Here is a 19,676-nt window from a genome sequence, read left to right on the forward strand (position 1 = left end):
CCTAAGCTTCGGGCGAGTTCGCCTGCCGCGATGGTCAGCCTATGAATGAAGCACACTCCCGTGGTTTCCTGCGCCGGCCCGAGCCGAAGGCCATCGGCCATGCCGGACGCGGCGAGGAGATCGCGCGGGGTCGGCTGCACCTGGGCGGCCTGACGCTGACCGGCGACATCTTCGCCGCAGAGCTTCTGGCCGACCTGCCGCCGACCCTCGCGGCGGAGCTGCATGGTTTCGGCTGGCTCGACGATCTGGCGGCGGTCGGCTCGCCCAAGGCCCGCGCGGTGGCCCAGCAGCATGTGCTGCGCTGGCTGCGCGCCCATCCCGCGCCCCAGCCCGCGTCCCAGCCTGCGCGGCCCGAATGGCTTTCCGCCATCGCCGGGCGGCGGGTGCTGCGCTGGATCTTTCACGCCGGGATGATCCTGCCCGGCCTGGACCGCGACCGGGCCGAGCCTTACTTCCGCGCGCTTGACCGCCATCTGGATCACCTGCGCGCGCATTGGCACGAAGGCCCGGACGGCCTGCCGCGCCTTGAGGCGCTGGCGGGCCTTGCCATCGGCGCGATGTCCTTGCGCGACCGCCAGAACATCGCCCAGCCCGCCCTGATCGCCTTGGCCCAGGAAGCCGAGGCGATGGGGGTGGACCTTCTGTCGGAAAGCCGCGCCCCCGAGGCGCTGCTGGAAGCCATGGCGCTTCTGGTCTGGGCCGAGGAGGTGGCCGAGGAAACCGGCCATCCCGCCCCCCCCGAGCTTGCCCCCGTCATCGCCCAGATCGCGCCGGTCCTGCGCGCCTTGCGCCATGCGGACGGCGCCTTGCCCTGTTTTCATGGCGGCGGCCGGGGCGCCGCGGGGCGGCTGGATCGCTGCCTGCGCGCGGCCCAGGGCGCGGCGCTGCCCGGCTCCGGCCTTGCCATGGGCTTTGCCCGCATGGCGCGGGCGCGCTCGACCCTGATCCTGGATGCCGCCGCGCCGCCTGCGGGACCGGCGGCGATTCGCGCCCATGCCTCGACGCTGGCCATCGAATTCACCGTGGCGCGCCAGCCGATCCTGGTCAATTGCGGCCCCGGCGACGGTTTCGGCCCGCTTTGGGCCAGGGCCAGCCGCGCCACGGCCAGCCATTCGGCGCTGTGCCTGGAAGGGCTTTCCTCGTCCCGGCTGGCCCCCGCCGAGGCCGAATCGGCCCCCGAGATCCTGACCGAACGCCCCAGCCTTGTCTGGGCCGGGGATTGCGATGCCCTGGGCAACCTTACCGCCCCCGATTGCGGCCCGCCCCATGCGCCCGAGCCGGCGCATCTGCTGGCAGGGCATGACGGCTGGCTGGACAGCCACGGGCTGACCCATCTGCGCGAGCTTTGGCTTTCGCCCGACGGCGCCAACCTTCAGGGCGAGGATTCGCTGGCGGCGCTGGATGCCAGCGCCCAGGCCAGGCTGGAACAGATCCGTCCCGATCAGGGCCTGGCCTTCGCCATCCGCTTTCACCTGCATCCCCAGATCCAGGCAGTCCATGATGGCGAGGAAATCCGCCTGACCCTGCCCGGAGGCGAGGAATGGCGCTTTGCCCATGACGGCGTGGGCGCGCTCGCCCTTGAGGCGAGCTGTTTTCTGGACCACAATCTTGCCGAGCCGATCCCCTCGCAACAGATCGTGCTTTCCGCGCTTTTGCAGGGGCGGGCGATCCAGATCGGCTGGACCTTGGCGCGTGCCTTCGCTAGGTGACGGGCCAAATCCGCCAATGACGCAGGGGGGCCTTGACCCATGACCGACCGCATTCCGCTGAAGCGCGCGCTGATTTCCGTTTCCGACAAGACCGGGCTTCTGGACTTTGCCCGCGCCCTTGACGCCCGCGGGGTCGAGATCCTGTCCACCGGCGGCACCGCCAAGACGCTGCGCGAGGCCGGGCTGACCGTTCGCGACGTGGCCGACGCCACCGGCTTTCCCGAGATGATGGACGGCCGCGTCAAGACGCTTCATCCCGCCGTGCATGGCGGCCTGCTGGCACTGCGCGACAACGAGGAACACATGGCCGCCGCCGCTTCGCATGGGATCGACATGATCGACCTGCTGGTGGTGAACCTTTACCCGTTCGAGGAAACCGTCGCCAAGGGCGCCGCCTATGACGATTGCATCGAGAATATCGACATCGGCGGCCCGGCGATGATCCGCGCGGCCTCCAAGAACCACGCCTTCGTCACCGTGGTCGTGGACGTTCAGGACTATGCCGCCGTGCTGGCGGAACTGGACGCCCATGACGATATGACCAGCTATGCCTTCCGCCAGCGCCAGGCCCAGATCGCCTATGCCCGGACGGCGGCCTATGACGCGGCGGTCAGCGCCTGGATGGCGCGGGCGATCGGCGATGACACGCCGCGCCGCCGCAGCTTCTCGGGGGTGCTGGCCCAGCCCCTGCGCTATGGTGAGAACCCGCACCAATCCGCCGCCTTCTACAGGGACGGCAGCGACCGGCCGGGCGTCGCCACCGCCAGGCAATGGCAGGGCAAGGAGCTTTCCTACAACAATATCAACGATACCGATGCCGCTTTCGAACTGGTGGCCGAGTTCGACCCGGCCGAAGGTCCCGCTGTCGCGATCATCAAGCACGCCAATCCCTGCGGCGTGGCGCGGGGCGACAGCGCCGCCGATGCCTATCGCCGCGCCTTCGATTGTGATCGCACCTCGGCCTTTGGCGGCATCATCGCGCTGAACACGCGGCTTGACGCCGAGACCGCGCAAGCGATCACCGAGATCTTCACCGAGGTCGTCATCGCCCCTGACGCGACCGACGAGGCGCGCGAGATCTTTGCCGCGAAGAAGAACCTGCGGCTGCTGACCACCGGCGGGCTGCCCGATCCCAAGGCGCGGGGCCTGACCTTCCGCCAGGTCGCGGGCGGCTTCCTGGTCCAGGACCGCGACAATGGGGTGATCCTGCCTTCGGACCTGAAGGTGGTGACGCGGCGCCAGCCGGATGCGCAGGAACTTCAGGACCTGCTTTTCGCCTGGACCGTCGCCAAGCATGTGAAATCGAACGCCATCGTCTATGCCAAGGATCTGGCGACCGTGGGCATCGGCGCGGGGCAGATGAGCCGCGTGGACAGCACCCGGATCGGCAAGCGCAAATCCGAGGACATGGCCGAGGTGCTGGGCCTGGCGCAGGCACCGAGCCTCGGCGCCTCGGTCGCCTCGGATGCCTTCTTCCCCTTCGCGGACGGGATCGAGGCGCTGGCCGAGGCGGGTGCCCGCGCGGTGATCCAGCCCGGCGGCTCGATGCGCGACGCCGAGGTGATCGCGGCGGCGGACCGTCTGGGACTGGCCATGGTCCTGACCGGGCAGCGGCATTTCCGGCACTGAATGGCCTCCGAACTGAATGGCCCCCGAAACGATGGCTAGAATCGATGACCCGAAGCCGGTGACGCAATCGACCGCAAAGCCGCGCAAATCCGTCGCGGCCCCGAAGCAGGTCCCGAAGCGCGCCTCGCGCAAGGCGCCGCCGCCGCGCGTCTGGCGCCCGGTGCTGGCGATGGCCGGCGTGATCCTGCTTCTGGACCAGGCGTTGAAATTTCTGGTCGTGCATCTGCTGAAACTGGACCTCGTGCGCGAGATCTATGTGCTGGATCCCTGGCTGAACCTGCGCATGGCCTGGAACCAGGGCATGAATTTCGGTCTTTTCGCCAGCGATGTCGAGGTGATGCGCTGGGTTCTGGTCGGCATCGCGGTGGCGGTCTGCCTGTGGGTCGCGATCTGGATCTGGCGGGCCAAGCCCTCGCGCTTCGCGCAGATCTCGGCGGGGATGCTGATCGGCGGCGCCCTGGGCAATGTGATCGACCGGATGATCTATGGCGCGGTCGCGGATTTTCTGAACATGTCGCTGCCGGGCTGGCAGAATCCCTACAGCTTCAACGTCGCCGACATCGCGATCTTCCTGGGTGCGATGGGGCTGGTGCTGCAACCCCCGGAAAAGCAGCCCGAGATCAAGAAGCGCGCGCCCTCCAGGCCCCGTGCGCCGAAGCCCAAGCCCGAGCCGGCACCGGAGCAACTGGCGCTGGACATGCCCGCCGCCGAGGATAGCCGCGACAAGACCCGTGACGGGGACGCCAATACGCGCTAAGAACGGCGGCGCAAGAACGTGAAGGACGGAAGAATGCGGGCGATCGCGCTAAGTTTGACCATGCTGGGCCTGGCGGCTTGCAGCAGTGATCCGCATCTGATGACTCTTGGCCATACCGGCAACGGGCCTGACGAATTCGCCATCGTGCCGACGAAACCGCTGACGATGCCGACGGACCTGGCCAGCCTGCCCACGCCCACGCCGGGCGGCGGCAACCTGACCGATCCGACGCCGCAGGCGGATGCGGTGGGGGCGCTTGGCGGCAATCCGGCGCAGCTTTCCGCGCAGGGCGTCGGCGCGGCGGACGGGGCGCTGGTCGCCTATGCCTCGCGCCTGGGTCGCGATCAGGCGATCCGCCAGGTCACCGCGCGCGAGGATGTGGAGCTGCGCTCGCGCCGGGGTCGCCGCGCGCTGGAAATCCTGGCCCGGAGCAATGTCTATTACCGCGCCTATGAGCCGATGACCCTGGACAGCTGGGCCGAGCTTGAGCGGTGGCGCCCGACCGGCGTGGCCCTGCCCACGGCGCCCCCCCAGAACATCCGCGCGGATGGCAAGGTCGTCCGCCCGGTGGACAATGCGCCGACGCTGATCGGCGACTAGGACCGGCTCGCGTTTCGATCACGCTTAGATGACGGGCTGGCGGCTTGCGCGCCGCTGTCGCCGCGTGCAGGTTTCGCGCGCGACCCGGAACCGGAGCCTGTTCATGTTCAGATCGACCCGCCTGGCCCTTTGCCTTCTGGCGCTGGCCGCGACCCCCCCGCTTGCTGGCCCCGCGCTGGCGGCCGAGATGCCGCAGGGCGTCAGCCATTTCACCCTGCCGAACGGACTTGAGGCCGTGGTGATTCAGGATCACCGCGCCCCGGTCGTGGTCCAGATGGTGTGGTATAAGATCGGCTCCGCCGATGAGCAGCCGGGCAAGTCGGGCATCGCGCATTACCTGGAACACCTGATGTTCAAGGGCACCGACAAGCTGGGACCGGGCGAACTGTCCAAGACGGTCACGGCGAACGGCGGCGCGGACAACGCCTTCACCAGCTACGACTACACCGCCTATTTCCAGCGCATCGCGGCCGACCGCCTGCCCTTGGTCATGGAGATGGAATCCGACCGGATGCAGAACCTTAGGATCGGCGAGGACGACTGGCTGGCCGAGCGTCAGGTCGTGCTGGAGGAACGCTCGCAGCGCATCGACAGCGATCCCGGCGCGCAATTCGCCGAGGAGCGCAGCGCCGTGCAATATTACAACCATCCTTATGGCCGCCCCGTGATCGGCTGGCGGCAAGAGATGGAGGGGCTGACCCGCGACGACGCCATCGCCTGGTATGATGCCCATTACGCGCCGAACGACGCGGTGCTGGTCATCGCGGGCGACGTGACGGCCGAAAAGGCCCGCGAACTGGCCGAGAAATACTATGGCCCGATCCCGGCCAAGCCCGACAGCACCCGCAGGCCGCGCCCGCAGGAGCCGATCCAGCGGTCCCCGCGCCGGATCGAGCGCACCGATCCCCGCGTGGCCCAGCCGGTGATGATCCGCACCGTCCTGGCCCCCGAGCGCAACCCCGGCGACCAGAAGGGCGCCGCCGCGCTGAGCGTGCTGGCGGAACTGTTGGGTGGCTCGGCCCAGACCTCGGTTCTGGCGCGGGATCTGGTGCTGCCGGGCAAGGCGCTTTACGTCAATGCGGGCTATGACGGGCTGTCCGTCGATCCGACCACCTTCGCGCTTTCCATGGTGCCGGGACCGGGGGTCCCGAATGCCGAGGCCGAGGCGGCGCTTGACGGAGCCTTGCACAAGTTTTTGGCCGATGGCCCGGACCCCGCGCAGCTTGAGCGGGTCAAGACCCAGATCCGCGCGGATCGCATCTATGCCCAGGATTCGGCCCATGGCCGCGCCTATGATTACGGCCAGGGCCTTGCGGTGGGCCTGTCGGTCCAGGACGTGAACGACTGGCCCGACATCCTGGCCCAGGTCGGTGTCGAGGACATCCGCGCCGCCGCGAAGCTGGTGCTGGAAAACCCCGCCACGGTGACGGGCTGGCTTCTGCCCTCGGACCCGCGGGCGGCAAGCCAGGCTGCCGTCCCCCTTGAAGCCCCCCGGAACGGAGTCGTCGAATGATCCGCCTCTTTGCCGCCTGCCTTTTCGCCCTGACCGCGCTGGCGAGCCTTCCCGCGCGCGCCATCGAGATCCAGCAGATCACCTCTCCCGGCGGGATCCATGCCTGGCTGGTCGAGGATCATTCGATCCCTTTCACCGCGCTTTCGCTGATGTTCAAGGGTGGCGCCAGCCTGGATGCGCCCGGCAAGCGCGGCGCGACCAGCCTGATGACCGCCCTGCTGGAAGAGGGGGCGGGCGATATGAACTCGGTCCAGTTCGCCGAAGCGGTCGAGGGACTGGGCGCGCAGGCCAGCTTCAATGTCGGCGATGATGCGCTGGTGGTCGGCGCCCGCGCCCTGACCGAGAATCGCGACCAGGCGGTGGACCTGCTGCGGCTGGCGCTGACCAAGCCGCGTTTCGACGCGGATGCGGTCGAGCGGGTGCGGGCGCAGTTGCAATCCGTGATCCGCTCCGAGGCGACCGATCCGCAGGCCATCGCGACCAAGGAACTGGCGCGGCTGGCCTGGGGCGATCACCCCTATGCCAGTTCGATCAACGGCACTGCGGATTCGGTCGCGGCGCTGACCCGCGACGACCTGATCGCGGCCAAGGACCGCGTGCTGGCCCGCGACCGGGTGGTGGTCGCCGCCGCGGGCGACATCACGCCCGAGGATCTTGGCAAGGTGATCGACAGGATCCTGGGCGACCTGCCCGCGACCGGCAGCGCGCCCCTGCCGGCGCCCGCGACGCTGGACCTGAAGGGCGGCGTCACCGTGATCGACTGGGACAGCCCGCAAACCGTGGTGACATTCGCCCAGGCCGGCCTGCCCATGTCGGACCCGGATTATTTCGCCGCCTATGTCGCCGATCATATCCTGGGCGGCGGGGGCTTCTCGTCGCGCCTGATGGAGCAGATCCGCGAAAAGCGCGGGCTGACCTATGGCGTGGGCACAGGGCTTGCGAACGGGCTTTACGGCCAGACCTGGCAGGGCGGGATGGCCAGCGCGAACGACAAGGTGGCCGAGGCGGTGGGCCTGATCCGCAGCGAATGGGACCGCTTTGCCCAGGGCGGCGTGACCGAGAAGGAGCTGACCGACGCCAAGACCTATCTGACCGGGGAATATCCCCTGCGCTTCGACGGTAATGGCAAGATCGCCTCGATCCTGGCCGGGATGCAGTTGATCGGCCTGCCCGCCGATTACGTCAACAATCGCAATGCCAGGGTCGAGGCGGTGACGGCGGCGGATGTGGCCCGCGTGGCCAGGCGCCTGCTGCATGGCGACCAGATCCGCTTCGTCCTGGTGGGGCGGCCCCAGGGGATCGGCGCCAGCGACTAGGGCGCGCGGCCGGCTTTGGCTGCGTGGGAAACGGAAGAAGGGCAAAGGCGCGGTTGCGCCTAGCGAATCCCTGACCGCGATGCTAGATCTGGGGGTATGAACACTCATGCCCCCAATATGCGTCCCATCATCCGGCAATTGGATGAAAGCGCCGCCAACCGCATCGCGGCGGGCGAGGTGGTCGAGCGTCCGGCCTCGGCCGTCAAGGAACTGGTCGAGAACGCGCTGGACGCGGGCGCGCGCCGGATCGAGGTGGCCATCGCCAAGGGGGGCAAGGCGCTGATCCGGGTCGGCGATGACGGCTGCGGCATGACCGCCGAGGATCTGCCCCTGGCCCTGTCGCGCCACGCGACCAGCAAGATCGACGGCAGCGACCTTCTGGACATCCGCAGCTTCGGCTTTCGCGGCGAGGCGTTGCCCAGCCTGGGCGCCGTGGGCCGGCTGTCGATCACCAGCCGGGCCGAGGGGTTCGAGGCGGCGCAGATCGCGGTCTCGGGCGGGCGCATGGCCGGGGTCAGGCCCGCCGCCGGCAATCGCGGCACGGTGGTCGAATTGCGGGATCTGTTCTTCGCCACGCCCGCGCGGCTGAAATTCCTGCGCAGCGACCGCGCCGAGACCCAGGCCGTGGCCGAAGTGATCCGGCGCCTGGCCATGGCCGAGCCATATGTCGCCTTTACCCTGACCGACGAGGACGAGGGGCGCGTGCTGTTTCGCGCCGATGCCGAACAGGGCGAACTGTTCGGCGCCTTGCAGACCCGTCTTGCCCGCGTGATGGGCCGCGATTTCATCGAGAATGCGCTGGCGATCGACGCCGAGCGGGACGGGCTGGCGCTGGCGGGCTTCGCCGCGCTGCCGACCTATTCGCGCGGCGCGGCAGTGGCGCAGCATCTGTTCGTGAACGGCCGTCCGGTGCGCGACAAGCTGCTGACCGGGGCCTTGCGCGCGGGCTATATGGATGTGCTGACATCGGGACGGCATCCGGCGGCGGTGCTTTTCCTGACCTGCGAGCCGCATGCGGTGGATGTGAACGTCCATCCCGCCAAGGCCGAGGTGCGGTTCCGCGAACCCGACACCGCGCGCGGGCTGGTGGTTTCCACCCTGCGCCATGCGCTGGCGGGGGCGGGGCATCGCGCCTCATCCACGGTCGGGACGGCGGCTCTGGCGGCGGCGCGGCCGGAACCCGCGGCGCGAAGCTATCAGGCGGGCCACCATGCCCCCGCGCGGCCCTCGGCGCAGGCGGTGGCGGCCAGCCTGGCCTTCCAGGCACCGGGCTTTGCCGAAAGCCCGGCCGCGCGGGTGGAACCCGAACCCGAGACCGCCGCCGAGACCGCCCCTCTGGGCGCGGCGCGCGCGCAACTGCATGAGAACTGGATTGTCGCCCAGACCGCGCGGGGCATCGTCATCGTGGACCAGCACGCCGCGCATGAGCGTCTGGTCTATGAGCGGCTGAAAGCCCAGGCCGAGGCCAATGGCATCGCGCGCCAGGCCCTGCTGATCCCCGAGATCGTCGAACTGTCGGATGCCGAGGCGCGGCGCATCCTGTCCGTGGCCGGGGATCTGGCCGCGCTGGGTCTGGTGATCGAGCCTTTCGGCGGCGGCGCCGTGGCCGTGCGCGAGGTGCCGGCGCTGGTCAAGCGGCTGGATGCGGCCCGGCTGATCCGTGACATCCTGGACGATCTGGCCGATCAGGGCACCTCGGACCGGCTGCGGGCGCGGGTGGATGCGGTCCTGTCCTCGATGGCCTGCCATGGCTCGGTGCGCTCGGGCCGGCGCATGTCGGGCGATGAGATGAACGCCCTTCTGCGCGAGATGGAGCGCACCCCAAGGTCGGGCCAGTGCAACCATGGACGCCCGACCTGGATCGAATTGAAGCTGTCGGATATCGAGCGGCTCTTCGGGCGTTGACCTTGGCCGGCGGCGGCGTCACACTTGGTCCAGAGGTGCCGCCATGCTGGAAATCACGCCCGACAAGATCGCCCATATCATCATCCGCGCCCGCGAATACGATTCCGGCGTCAATCCTTGGGCGCATAGCGGCCAGCGCACCGGCCACGGCACCCGGACCGAGCTTCACGACTTTATCGACACCCTGAACGAGGATGAGCAGGCCAGCCTGGTCGCCGTGATGTGGATCGGTCGCGACACCTTCGACGCCGAGGATCTGCCCGAGGCCATCCGCACCGCCAAGGCCGAGCGGCGCGCGCCGACCGCCGATTACCTCATGGGCGATCCGCAACTGGCCGATTACCTTGAGGCGGGGATGGAATCGCTGGGCCTTTCGCCCGAGGCCGAGGAAGATGCGCTGCAAAAGCCGGTCTGAACCCGTTTCGGGCGCCTAGCGGGCCAGGCGCACCAGCTTGCCTTCGTCTGTCAGAAGCATGATGGCGCCGTCCGGGGCGATGGCCACGTCGCGGACGCGGCCGATGCCTTGGGCCAGATGCTGCTCTTCCGTGACCCGTTCGCCCTGGATCCTGAGCCGCACCAGCGCGCGGGCCTTCAGGCCCCCGATCAGGAAATCGCCGCGCATCTGGGGGAACATGGCGCCTTCGTAAAGCGCCATGCCGCTGGGGGCGATCACGGGGTCCCAGTAATAGACCGGCTGTTCGGTTCCCTGATGGCGGGTCTGGCCCTGGCCGATCTTGCCGCCGCCATATTCGATGCCATAGGCCGCGACGGGCCAGCCGTAATTGCGGCCCGGCCGGATCAGGTTCAACTCGTCCCCGCCCCTGGCGCCATGTTCGACGGTCCAAAGCCGGCCCCGGCCGTCCAGGGCGGCCGACTGGATATTGCGGTGGCCCCAGGAAAAGACCTCGGGCTTGCCGCCGCCTTCGGCGAAGGGATTGCCGGCCAGGGGCGCGCCGGTCGCGGCATCGACATGCAGCACCTTGCCCAGATGCGTGTTCACGTCCTGGGCCAGCGGGCGCGCGCCGCGGTCCGAACGCTCGCCCGTGGTGATGAAAAGCCCGCCCTTGCCGTCCAGCACCAACCGCGAGCCGAAATGCTTGTCCGAGGCCCAGGCCGGGTCCTGCCGGAAGATCACCTTCACGTCCCGCATTTCGGCGCCGTCCGGGGACAGGATGCCGGTGGCGACGGCGGTGGCGTTCCTGCCTTCGCCGCGCGGCTCGGCATAGCTCCACCAGACGCGGCGGGTCTGGCCGAAATCGGGGCCGGTCAGCACGTCCAGAAGCCCGCCCTGGCCCCGCGCATCGACAGGCGGCAGGCCCGAGATCGGCTGGGAAAGCTTGCCGTCCCGGAACAGGCGCATCCGCCCCGGCCTTTCGGTGATCAGCCAGCCGCCATCCGGCAGAAGGTCAAGGCCCCAGGGACCGTCGAGGCCGGTGACGACCTCTTGCGCCCGGACCCGCACCCCGTCCGCAAGCTCCGGCGCGCGGGTCTGGCCCTGGAAGGCGGGCTGCTGGCCGGGGGCGTTGGGCGGCGCCTGGTTCAACTGGGCCAGCGCGGGAGTGGCGGTTAGCGTGGCGGCAAGAAGGGCAATCGTCGGAAATGGCTTCATCGTCGCGCTCCGCGTTCGGCAGGGTTCGCTGGCCGAACGGCGCGCGGCGGTCGGCCGTTCCCAGGCGATTTCGTCAAAGCCGCGCCAGATGCTCGCGGTAAAGGGCGCCGGCGCGGCCCCAGGCGTCCTGGTCGATCCGGTCCAGCCCTTCCAGCACGGGCAGCAATTGCCCGGCGAAATCCTGCGAGCTTTCCAGCGGCAGAAGCGAGGGCAGGTTGTCGATCGCCATCACGTCCAAAGGCGGCGCCTCGGCAACGCGGATCACGGGCTGCGCCCAGTCGGTGGCGCGGTCATAGACCGGAACGGGGTTGAATTCGCTGGTGGGATCGCAGGCCACGTCCCCGATCACCGTCAGGGCGCGGTCCGGTCCCTTGGCGTCGGCGGGGATGAACACCGGGCAACCCGGCTGGGCCAGGATGCAGTTGATGAAGACCTCATGCGCCCGGACCTGCGGGAAGGGGCCGCCCCGCGCGGTCTCGGCCATGTCCCATTTCGTCACCCGCACGCCCATCCGCGCCATAAGGTCCGAGGCGCCCGCGCCCACCCGCCCCAGCGCGCCGATGACGATGGCATGGGGGCGGGGCGCGCCGGTCGCGTCCAGTTCGGCCCGCAGCGCCTGGGTCATCGCCTCTTGGCTGGGAAAGCTGGTGACGGCTTCGCAGATGCCGCCGCGCTTTTGCGCCGCCCATGCCTTCAACGAGACCGCCGCGCCGGCGAAGCCCGCCCAATAGCCGAAGGCCGCGAGGCGGCGCCCCGAAGGCTCGGTCAGATATTCCAGGTCGTAAAGCGCGCCGCCGCCCGTGCGGAAACGCTTCAGCAGCGCCGGCCCGCCCGACTGGCCCTTATAGGCATGGCCGAACATGATATGACGATGGGGCAGGGGGCTACCGTCCTCGGGCAATTCCTTCAGCCCCAGGATGATGGCGTCATGCGGGGCCTTGGGCCAGGAGCCTTCCGGCGCCGCCTCGGCCCCGGCGTCCAGATAGGGCTGAAGCGGCAGGACGCGGTGCGGGCTTTCCTCGATGGTGATGTGGAAGCCCTGGGATTTCAGCCTGGCGACACCCTCGGGGGTGATGCCCACGCGGCGCTCGTTCGGGCGGCTTTCTGCCCGGACCCAAAGATGGACCATGTCGGTTCCTTTCATGGAAAGCTTGCGGTTGCGGCCTCGGGCGGGCGGCGGGCGCCCCGAAACGGCCCCTGGCCCGCCGCGTCGATCCGGGCGATGGCCTGGGCGATAGGCTCGATCACCACATTCATCGTCCAGGCGGTGGCGTGGATCATCCGTTGGCCGTCCAGCGCCAGCGCGACATGGCCGGGCCAGAACAAAAGATCGTTACGCCGGATCGTCTCGGCCTCGGGGAAGGCCGCCTGCTGCATGTCGCTGTCGCCGGGGCAGGGGATGGCGCAGGCCGCCAGCGCCGCCTGCGCCATCCCCGAGCAATCGATGCCGAAGCGGCTGTTCCCGCCCCAAAGATAGGGCGTGCCGATCAGGCTTTCCGCGACCTGGGCCGGGTCGGCGGCAGGGCGGTCCGCGATATGCTGCGCCGGCACCCAGCCGCCCTGGCTTAGCCGCGCGAAGCCGTTCCGAAGCGCCGTGACCGACAGCCGCGCGCCCAGCGACAGGGACATCAGCTCGGGGGTTTTCAGGTCCGGTTCGGGATAGACATGGGTTGCGGGGACGCAAACGCGGTGGGTGATCGCGGCATCGGCGGGGCCAAGCGCATCGACTTGCAGCCAGCCGCAATAGCCGTCCGCCTGGGCCTGGACGAAGGCCCAGCCGTCCTCTTCGTCGATCACCAGCAGGTCGGCGCCGAAATTCACCTGCCGGTCGCGCCCGCCGAAGGGCGCGCGGCGCAGGTCGGCAAGCGGCACGGCCAGCCGGGAGGGCCGGCCCTGGCTATAGGCTGGCCGCTCAAGCAGGCCGCGCAGGCTTTCCAGCGCGACGCGCGCCGTGGCAGGGGTCAGGCGGCGGTCGGGGCCGGCCGTCATGCCAGCACCTGGGGCAGGGCGTGCAGGATGGCGCGCATGGCCTGGCCCGCGCCGCCCTTGGGCCGGCCCGGCGCGGCCGAGGGCTGCCAGCCGTAAATGTCGAAATGCGCGTAGTGCCGCGCCTTGCCGGTGAAGCGCCGCAGGAACAGCGCCGCCGTGATCGCGCCCGCGAAGCCGCCGCCGGGGGCATTGTCCAGATCCGCGATGGCCGGCTCGATCATCGTCTCGTAGGGCGCCCAGAAGGGCAGGCGCCAGACCGGGTCCGCATGGGCCAGCCCCGCGCCTTGCAGCGCCGCCGCGACGGCATCGTCGTCGCAGAAAAAGGGCGGCACATCCGGTCCCAGCGCCACCCGTGCCGCCCCGGTCAGCGTCGCCATCGAGATCAGCAGCGCCGGCGCCTCTTCATCGGCCAGCGCCAGCGCATCGGCCAGGACCAGCCGGCCCTCGGCATCGGTATTGTTGATCTCGACCGTCAGGCCCTTGCGGCTGGTCAGGATGTCGCCGGGGCGGAAGGCATTGCCGGAAATGGCGTTTTCCACCGCCGGGATCAGGACGCGCAGGCGCATCGCGCGGGTCAGGCCCAGCTGCGCCAGCGTCTCGGCCAGGCCCAGGACGTTCGCCGCCCCGCCCATGTCCTTCTTCATCAGCCCCATCGATGAGGGGGGCTTGATGTCCAGACCGCCCGTGTCGAAGCAGACGCCCTTGCCCACCAGCGTCAGCAGCGGGCCTTCGCCGGGAAAGCGCAGGTCGATCAGGCGTGGTGCCTGCGCGCCAGCGCGGCCAACAGCATGGATCATCGGAAGGTTCCGGTCCAGCAGGTCGTCGCCCGCGATGACGGCGATCTGCGCGCCGTGGCGCGCGGCCAGATCGCGTGCCGCCTGTTCCAGTTCCTGCGGCCCCATGTCGCTTGCGGGGGTGTTGATCAGGTCGCGGGCCAGGAACTCGCCCGCCGCGAGCGCCGAGAGGCGGGGGGCATCGACGCCCTCGGGCGCGACCAGCCGTGCGCCAGGCAGTTCGGCCTTTTTGTAGCGGTCGAAGCGGTATTGCGCGAAGAGCCAGCCCAAAGCGCCCAGCGTGGCGTCGAAGCCCTCGGGCAGGTTCGCCAGCCGCCAGTTGCCGGAGGGCAGGGTCTCGGCGGCCCTGGCAAGGCTCCAGCGGTCGCGGGGCGCGGGGGGCTGGGAGTCAGGCCGGGGGTCAGGCAGGGGACCAAGCCCGCAAAGCGCGCCCAGGATGCCGCCCTGCGCATCGGGCAGCAGGCAAAGCTGGCCCGGCTTGGCCGCGAAACCCTGAGCCTTGGCCCAAAGCCGCGCCGGCTGGGGCAGATCGCGCGGCCAGTCGGGACCGTCCTCGCCGGGGCGCAGCAGCCAGAGCGGCAGGGCGCCGGATTGCGCATCGGCTTGTTGGGCGGCTTGCGGGGCGGCGAATTCGGGGGTGCTGGACATCGCGGACTTCCTTGCTTTCTGCGGGCAAGGTAGCGCGCCCGCCGCGCGCCGCAAGGGCAAGCGGAGTGGGCCGGAGGAATAAGCCGCCCGTGCCGCCCAAGGCACGCCCCCAGGGGCGAGGGATCGGGCCGGTTCCCGCGCGCCGCCTATTCCGGTTCGGGGTCGTCCCAGATCCGGGTCAGGGACTGGTTGCCGATACGCCGCAGCCGGGCCGTGGTCGCGGCCAGCGCCGCCATGTCGCGCCGCTCGGCGCAATGGCCCACGTCGATGGCGACCCCCGCCAGCGTCACAAGCCCCACCTGCCAGGCCAGCCGGGCCAATTGTTCGGCCAGGGTGGTGGTGGCCAGCTCGGCCCGCTCGGCGGCCTCGGCGGTGCGCGTCAGGGCCAAGGCAAGCTGCTCTAGTGCCGCGCCGATGACCTGGGCGGCGGCACTTTCGCCCAGTTCGCTGACGATCTCTTCCAGCCGATGCATGTCGATGCTGGCATTTTCATCGACAGCCAGAAGGGCCACTTTCGTCATCTGTCCACCTTGCGCGATTTGCGTTTCCTGGATGCGCAAACTGGCAGCAATGCCTCAAGAAATGGTTGAGACGCGCCTACTAAACCTCTCGAAATTTATCGGTCGGGACTGTATCAAACGCGATATAGGAAGATGAGGAAGTCATGAAACAGGCTCGATTGCTGCCCCACTACCTCGTGCAGCGCTATCAGGGCTGGCATGCGACGGGCTATGCGGAAAACGCCGCCTGGTATCGCCGCCTGGCCGAGGACGGCCAGCGCCCGCGCGCCATGATCGTCTCGTGCTGCGATTCGCGGGTGCATGTGACCTCGATCTTCGGGGCCGATACGGGTGAATTCTTCGTCCATCGCAACATCGCCAATCTGGTGCCGCCCTATCAGCCTGACGGCTTGCAGCACGGCACCTCGGCGGCGGTGGAATACGCGGTGAACGAGCTGAAGGTGGCGCATGTGGTGGTCATGGGGCACACCAAATGCGGCGGCGTCGCGGGCTGTCATGCCATGTGCTCGGGCCATGCCCCCGAGCTTGAGGAAAAGACCAGCTTCGTCGGCCGCTGGATGGACATCCTGCGCCCCGGTTATGAGCGTGTCCTGGACCTGCCCGAAACCCAGCAGGTTGCGGCGCTGGAGCGTCAGGCGGTGCTGGTCTCGCTTGAGAACCTGCTGACTTTTCCCTTCGTGCGCGCCAAGGTCGAGGCGGGGGATCTGTCGCTGCACGGGCTGGTCCACGACATCGGGAACGGCAAGCTGCTGCAATACGATCCGGCGTCCGAGGGTTTCGTGCAGATCGACTAGCCGACCATGCCGGGAGGGAAGGACATGACCGCCATCGACGACGCCGCCATCGCGGCCATGGACGCCGCCGATCCCCTGGCGCCCCTGCGCGCCGGGTTCCTGATCCCCCAGGGCGAGATCTATCTGGATGGCAACTCGCTTGGCCCGGCCAGCCTGCGCGCGCTTGAGGCGTTGCAGCTTGCCGCAAGCCACGAGTGGCAGCACGGCCTGATCCGAAGCTGGAACAGCGCGGGATGGTTCGACCTGCCGATCGAACTGGGCGACCGGATCGGCGCGCTGATCGGGGCGGCGCCGGGACAGACGGTGGTGGGGGACACGACCTCGGTCAACATTTACAAGGCGCTTCACGCGGCCATGGGGTTGCGTCCCGGCCGCGCCACCATCCTGGCCGAGGCCGGAAGCTTTCCCACCGATCTTTATATCGCCGAGGGCGTGGCCTCGACCCTGCCAGGCGCCGTGCTGCGCCTTGAGGGGCGCGACGGCGCGCGGATCGAAGAGATGCTGGACGACAGCGTGGCCGTGCTGCTGGTCAACCAGGTGAACTACAAGACCGGCGCGCTGCGCGACATGGCCGCGCTGACCCGGCTGGCCCATCGCGCCGGGGCGCTGGTCGTCTGGGACCTGTGCCATTCGGCGGGCGCGCTGCCGGTGGAACTGGATGCCTGCCAGGCTGATATGGCCGTGGGATGCAGCTATAAATACCTGAATGGCGGGCCGGGCGCCCCAGCCTATATCTATGTGGCGCGGCGCCATCACGCGCAGGCGCGCCAACCGCTAAGCGGCTGGTGGGGCCATGCCCGACCCTTTGCCTTCGAGACCGGATATCAAGGCGATCCCGGCATCCGCCGCTTTCAATGCGGGACCCAGCCGATTCTGTCGATGCAGGCGCTGCGCGGTGCCTTGCAGCTTTGGGACGGCGTGGACATGGCCCTTTTGCGCGCGAAAAGCATGGCGATGACCGATCTTTTCATCGCTCTGGTCGAGCAGGGATGCGCGGGGCTGGGCCTGTCCCTGCAAAGCCCGCGCGAGGCGGCGGCACGGGGCAGCCAGGTCTCGTTCACGCATGAGAACGCCTATGCGGTGATGCAGGCGCTGATCGCGCGGGGGGTGATCGGGGATTTCCGGGCGCCCTCGACCCTGCGCTTCGGCTTCGCGCCGCTTTATCTCAGCTTCGCCGAGGTGGCGCGGGCGGCCGGGATGCTGCACGAGGTGCTGGCCAGCGGCGAATGGCGCGAACCGCGCTTCGCGGTCAGGGCGGCGGTGACCTGAGATCGGGCGCGGCATCGGTAGGGGCCGGGACGGGGCCGCCCATCCCGTCCTCTTCGCCCATTCCGCCGCGCGCGCGGATCGCCTCGGCCACGCGGTCGGCGTCGTCCAGCGCCAGCAGCGCCATCGGCAGTGCGATGCGCCAGTTCGCCCGCCGGGCCGAACGCGCGCGCCACGCCTGGCCCAGCATCCCCGCCCGCGCGATCAGGACGGGGGTGAAGCGGATTGCCAGCGGCAGGGCATTCTGAATCAGCGCGGTCGGCAGGCCCAGCCGGCGAAGCGGCCCCAGCATCCGGTGCAGCAGTTCCGTCAGCGCCGAAAGGCTGGTCGTCATCGTGACCAGATTGGCCAGCGCCACCGCCGAGACCAGGCGCAGCGCCAGCCGCAGCCCCTCGGGGCCGTCCCCGGTCGCCAGATGCCATAGCGCCAGGATCAGGACAAAGGGCCACAGGATGCGCAGTTGCCTTAGGCCGTGGTGCAGGAAGGCGCGGCCGGGCAGGGCGTAAAGGCCCAGGGTCAGCGCCAGCGCCACGACCTGCGCGGTCAGTCCCGGCAGCAGGAACAGCCCCGTCGTCGCCGCGGCCAGCCCGGCCAGCTTGGCCCCCGCGGGCCAGCCGTGCGCCCGCGTCCTAACCGGCGAGGTCAGCGAGATCATCGCGCGTGCCCTCCTCGGTCATGCGGGCCTCGAACTCGGCCAGAAGCTCGGGGCCTCCTTCGGCGCGGATGCGGCCCTGGTCCAGCCACAGGATGCGGCCATAGCCCGCCAGATCGCGCGCCTCATGCGAGATATGGACCAGATGCGCGCCGCTTTGATCCAGATGGCGGACCAGTTGCATCCGGGTCGGGATGTCCAGGCCCGCGAAGGGCTCGTCCAGGATCAGCCAGCGCGGGGCCATGGCGATCACGGCCATCAGGCAAAGCAGATGCTTCTGGCCCTGGGACAGCGCATCCGTCGTGGCATCGTGCCAATGCGCCCTGCCGAAGCGCGCCAGGGTGGCGCGCGCGGTTTCCCGCGCCTGGGCCTTGCTCCGGCCCGACTGGCGCAGGCCGAAGCTCATTTCCTCGATCACGGTGGGGAAGATGATCTGATGCTCGGGGTTCTGGAACAGGACGCCCAGGCTTGCGATGGCGGCGCGGCGGTCGGTCCAGGCATCGGCGCCTTCGACCAGAACACGGCCCTGGTCGGGGCGGATCAGCCCCGCAAGCACCCGCGCCAGCGTGCTTTTCCCCGAGCCGTTGCGCCCGATCACGCCGATCCGGGGGCCGGTCAGGTGCAGATCTATGCCCTCCAGCACCGGGCGCGCGCCGATGGCATGGGCGACGCCCTGGACCCAGATGCCCGCCGATCCCTGTTGCAAGGCGCGTCCTTTCCCTTTGCGAAAATCCGCGATTCCTCTAGCATGGTTGAAAGCCAGGAGCCACGGATGAGCTGGAACCCCAACCTTGAACCCGGATGCCCGGACGTGGCATCCTTGGACAGCATCGAGACGCTGATCGTCCCCCGCGCCCGCGACCTGGGCGAATTCGAGGTGATGCGCGCCCTGCCCGCGCCGCGCCGGCAGATGGTCGGTCCGTTCATCTTCTTCGACCAGGCCGGACCCGCCGAGTTCCTGACCGGCAAGGGGGTGGACATCCGCCCGCATCCGCATATCGGCCTGGGGACGGTGACCTATCTTTATCAGGGGGATTTCCATCACCGCGATAGCATCGGCACGGATCAGGTGATTCTGCCCGGCGCGGTGAACTGGATGGTCGCGGGCAGGGGCGTCACCCATTCCGAACGCACCAGCGCCGCCGCCCGGCGGGGGCCGCATGCACTGTTCGGCATCCAGACCTGGATCGCCCTGCCCGAAAGCCATGAGGACATGGCCCCGATCTTTGAGCATCACGGCAAGGAAACGCTGCCCGAGTTTCAGGATGGCGGCGTCCAGGCGCGGCTGATCCTGGGTGATGCCTATGGCGCGAAGGCTCCGGCCACGCTGTTTTCGCAGACCTTCTATCTGGACGTGACGCTGGCCCCCGGCGCGCGCTTTCCGCTGCCCGACGATCACGAGGATCGCGGGATCTATGTCACGCGGGGCTCGGTCCTGGTCGCGGGGCAGGAATTCCCGGCGGGCCGGATGATGGTCTTTCGCCCCGGCGACCGCATCACCGTGGCGGCGGGCGGGCAGGGCGCGCGGATCATGGCGCTGGGCGGGGCCACGCTGAACGGACCGCGCCATATCTGGTGGAATTTCGTCGCCTCGTCGCGCGAACGGATCGAGCAGGCCAAGGCCGATTGGCGGGCGGCCGAATGGGGGCGCGGGCGCTTCAGCCTGCCGCCCTCGGACGATGGCGAATTCATCCCGCTGCCCTGAGCGGCGCGGCGGCGGCGGCGAAATTTCGGCATCCGGCGAAACCCGATTGCAAAGCCGCACGTTGGTCCGGCACATGAACATCCATCCCATGGAGAAGGAAACTCCAATGAATTCGATCATTTATCTGGTCGGCCTTGTCGTGGTCGTTTTATTCATCCTGTCCGTCCTGGGCCTGCGCTGATGGCCGCCCCCGAGATTCCCGCGACCGTCGGGCGTGGCTATGTGGACTGGGCCGCCGTCTTCGCGGGCACGCCGATGGGCAAGGCCCG

General features: G+C 69.2%; 18 protein-coding genes. 11 read left to right on the forward strand and 7 right to left on the reverse strand.

Features of this window, described 5'->3' with window-relative positions:
- The first annotated feature begins 41 nt into the window (after positions 1-41).
- The 8 genes from QM682_RS01030 to QM682_RS01065 all read left to right on the forward strand — a co-directional run bounded on the left by QM682_RS01030 (position 42) and on the right by QM682_RS01065 (position 9,844).
- A complete protein-coding gene (locus QM682_RS01030; RefSeq protein WP_415126194.1) occupies positions 42-1,709 on the forward strand; it encodes a heparinase II/III family protein in 1,668 nt (555 codons plus the stop codon).
- A 39-nt stretch (positions 1,710-1,748) separates the two neighbouring features.
- Positions 1,749-3,338 (forward strand): bifunctional phosphoribosylaminoimidazolecarboxamide formyltransferase/IMP cyclohydrolase, encoded by a 1,590-nt coding sequence (purH, locus tag QM682_RS01035; RefSeq protein ID WP_415126196.1) that lies wholly within the window; start codon positions 1,749-1,751, stop codon positions 3,336-3,338.
- 31 nt (positions 3,339-3,369) lie between these two features.
- Positions 3,370-4,095: a signal peptidase II gene (gene lspA / locus QM682_RS01040; protein ID WP_415126198.1), complete on the forward strand. Its 726-nt coding sequence runs from the start codon at positions 3,370-3,372 to the stop codon at positions 4,093-4,095.
- Between the two features lie 33 nt (positions 4,096-4,128).
- Positions 4,129-4,695: a DUF3035 domain-containing protein gene (locus QM682_RS01045; RefSeq protein ID WP_415126200.1), complete on the forward strand. Its 567-nt coding sequence runs from the start codon at positions 4,129-4,131 to the stop codon at positions 4,693-4,695.
- Positions 4,696-4,798: 103 nt separating this feature from the next.
- Positions 4,799-6,208 carry a M16 family metallopeptidase gene (locus tag QM682_RS01050; protein ID WP_415126202.1) on the forward strand — a complete coding sequence of 470 codons (1,410 nt, stop codon included), beginning with the start codon at positions 4,799-4,801 and terminating at the stop codon, positions 6,206-6,208.
- Positions 6,205-7,524 (forward strand): M16 family metallopeptidase, encoded by a 1,320-nt coding sequence (locus QM682_RS01055; protein ID WP_415126204.1) that lies wholly within the window; start codon positions 6,205-6,207, stop codon positions 7,522-7,524. The genes QM682_RS01050 and QM682_RS01055 overlap by 4 nt, the downstream gene beginning before the upstream one ends.
- Positions 7,525-7,620: 96 nt before the next feature.
- Positions 7,621-9,429 carry a DNA mismatch repair endonuclease MutL gene (mutL, locus tag QM682_RS01060; RefSeq protein WP_415126206.1) on the forward strand — a complete coding sequence of 603 codons (1,809 nt, stop codon included), beginning with the start codon at positions 7,621-7,623 and terminating at the stop codon, positions 9,427-9,429.
- A gap of 43 nt (positions 9,430-9,472) precedes the next feature.
- Positions 9,473-9,844 carry a DUF3775 domain-containing protein gene (locus tag QM682_RS01065; RefSeq protein ID WP_415126208.1) on the forward strand — a complete coding sequence of 124 codons (372 nt, stop codon included), beginning with the start codon at positions 9,473-9,475 and terminating at the stop codon, positions 9,842-9,844.
- 15 nt (positions 9,845-9,859) lie between these two features.
- Here QM682_RS01065 and QM682_RS01070 read toward each other — a convergent pair whose 3' ends face one another.
- The 5 genes from QM682_RS01070 to QM682_RS01090 form a co-directional block, all read right to left on the reverse strand.
- The gene (locus QM682_RS01070; protein ID WP_415126210.1) at positions 9,860-11,038 is read right to left on the reverse strand and encodes a PQQ-dependent sugar dehydrogenase; all 1,179 of its coding nucleotides are present in this window, start codon (positions 11,036-11,038) and stop codon (positions 9,860-9,862) included.
- Between the two features lie 73 nt (positions 11,039-11,111).
- A complete protein-coding gene (locus QM682_RS01075; RefSeq protein ID WP_415126212.1) occupies positions 11,112-12,167 on the reverse strand; it encodes a saccharopine dehydrogenase in 1,056 nt (351 codons plus the stop codon).
- Between the two features lie 11 nt (positions 12,168-12,178).
- Positions 12,179-13,027 (reverse strand): C40 family peptidase, encoded by an 849-nt coding sequence (locus tag QM682_RS01080; protein WP_415126214.1) that lies wholly within the window; start codon positions 13,025-13,027, stop codon positions 12,179-12,181.
- Entirely contained in the window at positions 13,024-14,469 is a 1,446-nt protein-coding gene (locus tag QM682_RS01085; protein ID WP_415126216.1) for a leucyl aminopeptidase family protein, read from the reverse strand. Before QM682_RS01085 ends, QM682_RS01080 begins: the two co-directional genes overlap by 4 nt.
- A 146-nt stretch (positions 14,470-14,615) precedes the next feature.
- The gene (locus QM682_RS01090) at positions 14,616-14,990 is read right to left on the reverse strand and encodes a hypothetical protein (protein WP_415126218.1); all 375 of its coding nucleotides are present in this window, start codon (positions 14,988-14,990) and stop codon (positions 14,616-14,618) included.
- Positions 14,991-15,133: 143 nt separating this feature from the next.
- On the opposite strand from QM682_RS01090, the gene QM682_RS01095 reads away from it, so the two are divergent.
- Together QM682_RS01095 and kynU are read left to right on the forward strand one after the other, a co-directional pair.
- The gene (locus tag QM682_RS01095; RefSeq protein ID WP_415126219.1) at positions 15,134-15,784 is read left to right on the forward strand and encodes a carbonic anhydrase; all 651 of its coding nucleotides are present in this window, start codon (positions 15,134-15,136) and stop codon (positions 15,782-15,784) included.
- A 24-nt stretch (positions 15,785-15,808) separates the two neighbouring features.
- On the forward strand, positions 15,809-17,053 hold the full coding sequence (kynU, locus tag QM682_RS01100) for a kynureninase (RefSeq protein WP_415126221.1): 1,245 nt from the start codon (positions 15,809-15,811) through the stop codon (positions 17,051-17,053).
- Here the strand turns inward: kynU and QM682_RS01105 are convergent.
- Positions 17,034-17,705: a CbiQ family ECF transporter T component gene (locus QM682_RS01105; protein WP_415126223.1), complete on the reverse strand. Its 672-nt coding sequence runs from the start codon at positions 17,703-17,705 to the stop codon at positions 17,034-17,036. The two genes, kynU and QM682_RS01105, sit on opposite strands and share 20 nt — an antisense overlap.
- Entirely contained in the window at positions 17,680-18,408 is a 729-nt protein-coding gene (locus tag QM682_RS01110; protein WP_415126225.1) for an energy-coupling factor ABC transporter ATP-binding protein, read from the reverse strand. Before QM682_RS01110 ends, QM682_RS01105 begins: the two co-directional genes overlap by 26 nt.
- 66 nt (positions 18,409-18,474) lie before the next feature.
- Between QM682_RS01110 and QM682_RS01115 the strand changes: the two genes are divergently transcribed.
- Positions 18,475-19,407: a pirin family protein gene (locus tag QM682_RS01115; protein ID WP_415126227.1), complete on the forward strand. Its 933-nt coding sequence runs from the start codon at positions 18,475-18,477 to the stop codon at positions 19,405-19,407.
- Positions 19,408-19,676: the final 269 nt, after the last annotated feature.

Source organism: Paracoccus sp. (in: a-proteobacteria), from assembly GCF_047605025.1.
Lineage (GTDB): Bacteria > Pseudomonadota > Alphaproteobacteria > Rhodobacterales > Rhodobacteraceae > Paracoccus.

Bases quoted from the DNA above. Each gene is read 5' to 3' on its own strand.
- QM682_RS01030 (WP_415126194.1), top strand. From the start codon at position 42: ATGAATGAAGCACACTCCCGTGGTTTCCTGCGCCGGCCCGAGCCGAAG.
- purH (WP_415126196.1), top strand. From the start codon at position 1,749: ATGACCGACCGCATTCCGCTGAAGCGCGCGCTGATTTCCGTTTCCGAC.
- lspA (WP_415126198.1), top strand. From the start codon at position 3,370: ATGGCTAGAATCGATGACCCGAAGCCGGTGACGCAATCGACCGCAAAG.
- QM682_RS01045 (WP_415126200.1), top strand. From the start codon at position 4,129: ATGCGGGCGATCGCGCTAAGTTTGACCATGCTGGGCCTGGCGGCTTGC.
- QM682_RS01050 (WP_415126202.1), top strand. From the start codon at position 4,799: ATGTTCAGATCGACCCGCCTGGCCCTTTGCCTTCTGGCGCTGGCCGCG.
- QM682_RS01055 (WP_415126204.1), top strand. From the start codon at position 6,205: ATGATCCGCCTCTTTGCCGCCTGCCTTTTCGCCCTGACCGCGCTGGCG.
- mutL (WP_415126206.1), top strand. From the start codon at position 7,621: ATGAACACTCATGCCCCCAATATGCGTCCCATCATCCGGCAATTGGAT.
- QM682_RS01065 (WP_415126208.1), top strand. From the start codon at position 9,473: ATGCTGGAAATCACGCCCGACAAGATCGCCCATATCATCATCCGCGCC.
- QM682_RS01070 (WP_415126210.1), bottom strand. From the start codon at position 11,038: ATGAAGCCATTTCCGACGATTGCCCTTCTTGCCGCCACGCTAACCGCC.
- QM682_RS01075 (WP_415126212.1), bottom strand. From the start codon at position 12,167: ATGGTCCATCTTTGGGTCCGGGCAGAAAGCCGCCCGAACGAGCGCCGC.
- QM682_RS01080 (WP_415126214.1), bottom strand. From the start codon at position 13,027: ATGACGGCCGGCCCCGACCGCCGCCTGACCCCTGCCACGGCGCGCGTC.
- QM682_RS01085 (WP_415126216.1), bottom strand. From the start codon at position 14,469: ATGTCCAGCACCCCCGAATTCGCCGCCCCGCAAGCCGCCCAACAAGCC.
- QM682_RS01090 (WP_415126218.1), bottom strand. From the start codon at position 14,990: ATGACGAAAGTGGCCCTTCTGGCTGTCGATGAAAATGCCAGCATCGAC.
- QM682_RS01095 (WP_415126219.1), top strand. From the start codon at position 15,134: ATGAAACAGGCTCGATTGCTGCCCCACTACCTCGTGCAGCGCTATCAG.
- kynU (WP_415126221.1), top strand. From the start codon at position 15,809: ATGACCGCCATCGACGACGCCGCCATCGCGGCCATGGACGCCGCCGAT.
- QM682_RS01105 (WP_415126223.1), bottom strand. From the start codon at position 17,705: ATGATCTCGCTGACCTCGCCGGTTAGGACGCGGGCGCACGGCTGGCCC.
- QM682_RS01115 (WP_415126227.1), top strand. From the start codon at position 18,475: ATGAGCTGGAACCCCAACCTTGAACCCGGATGCCCGGACGTGGCATCC.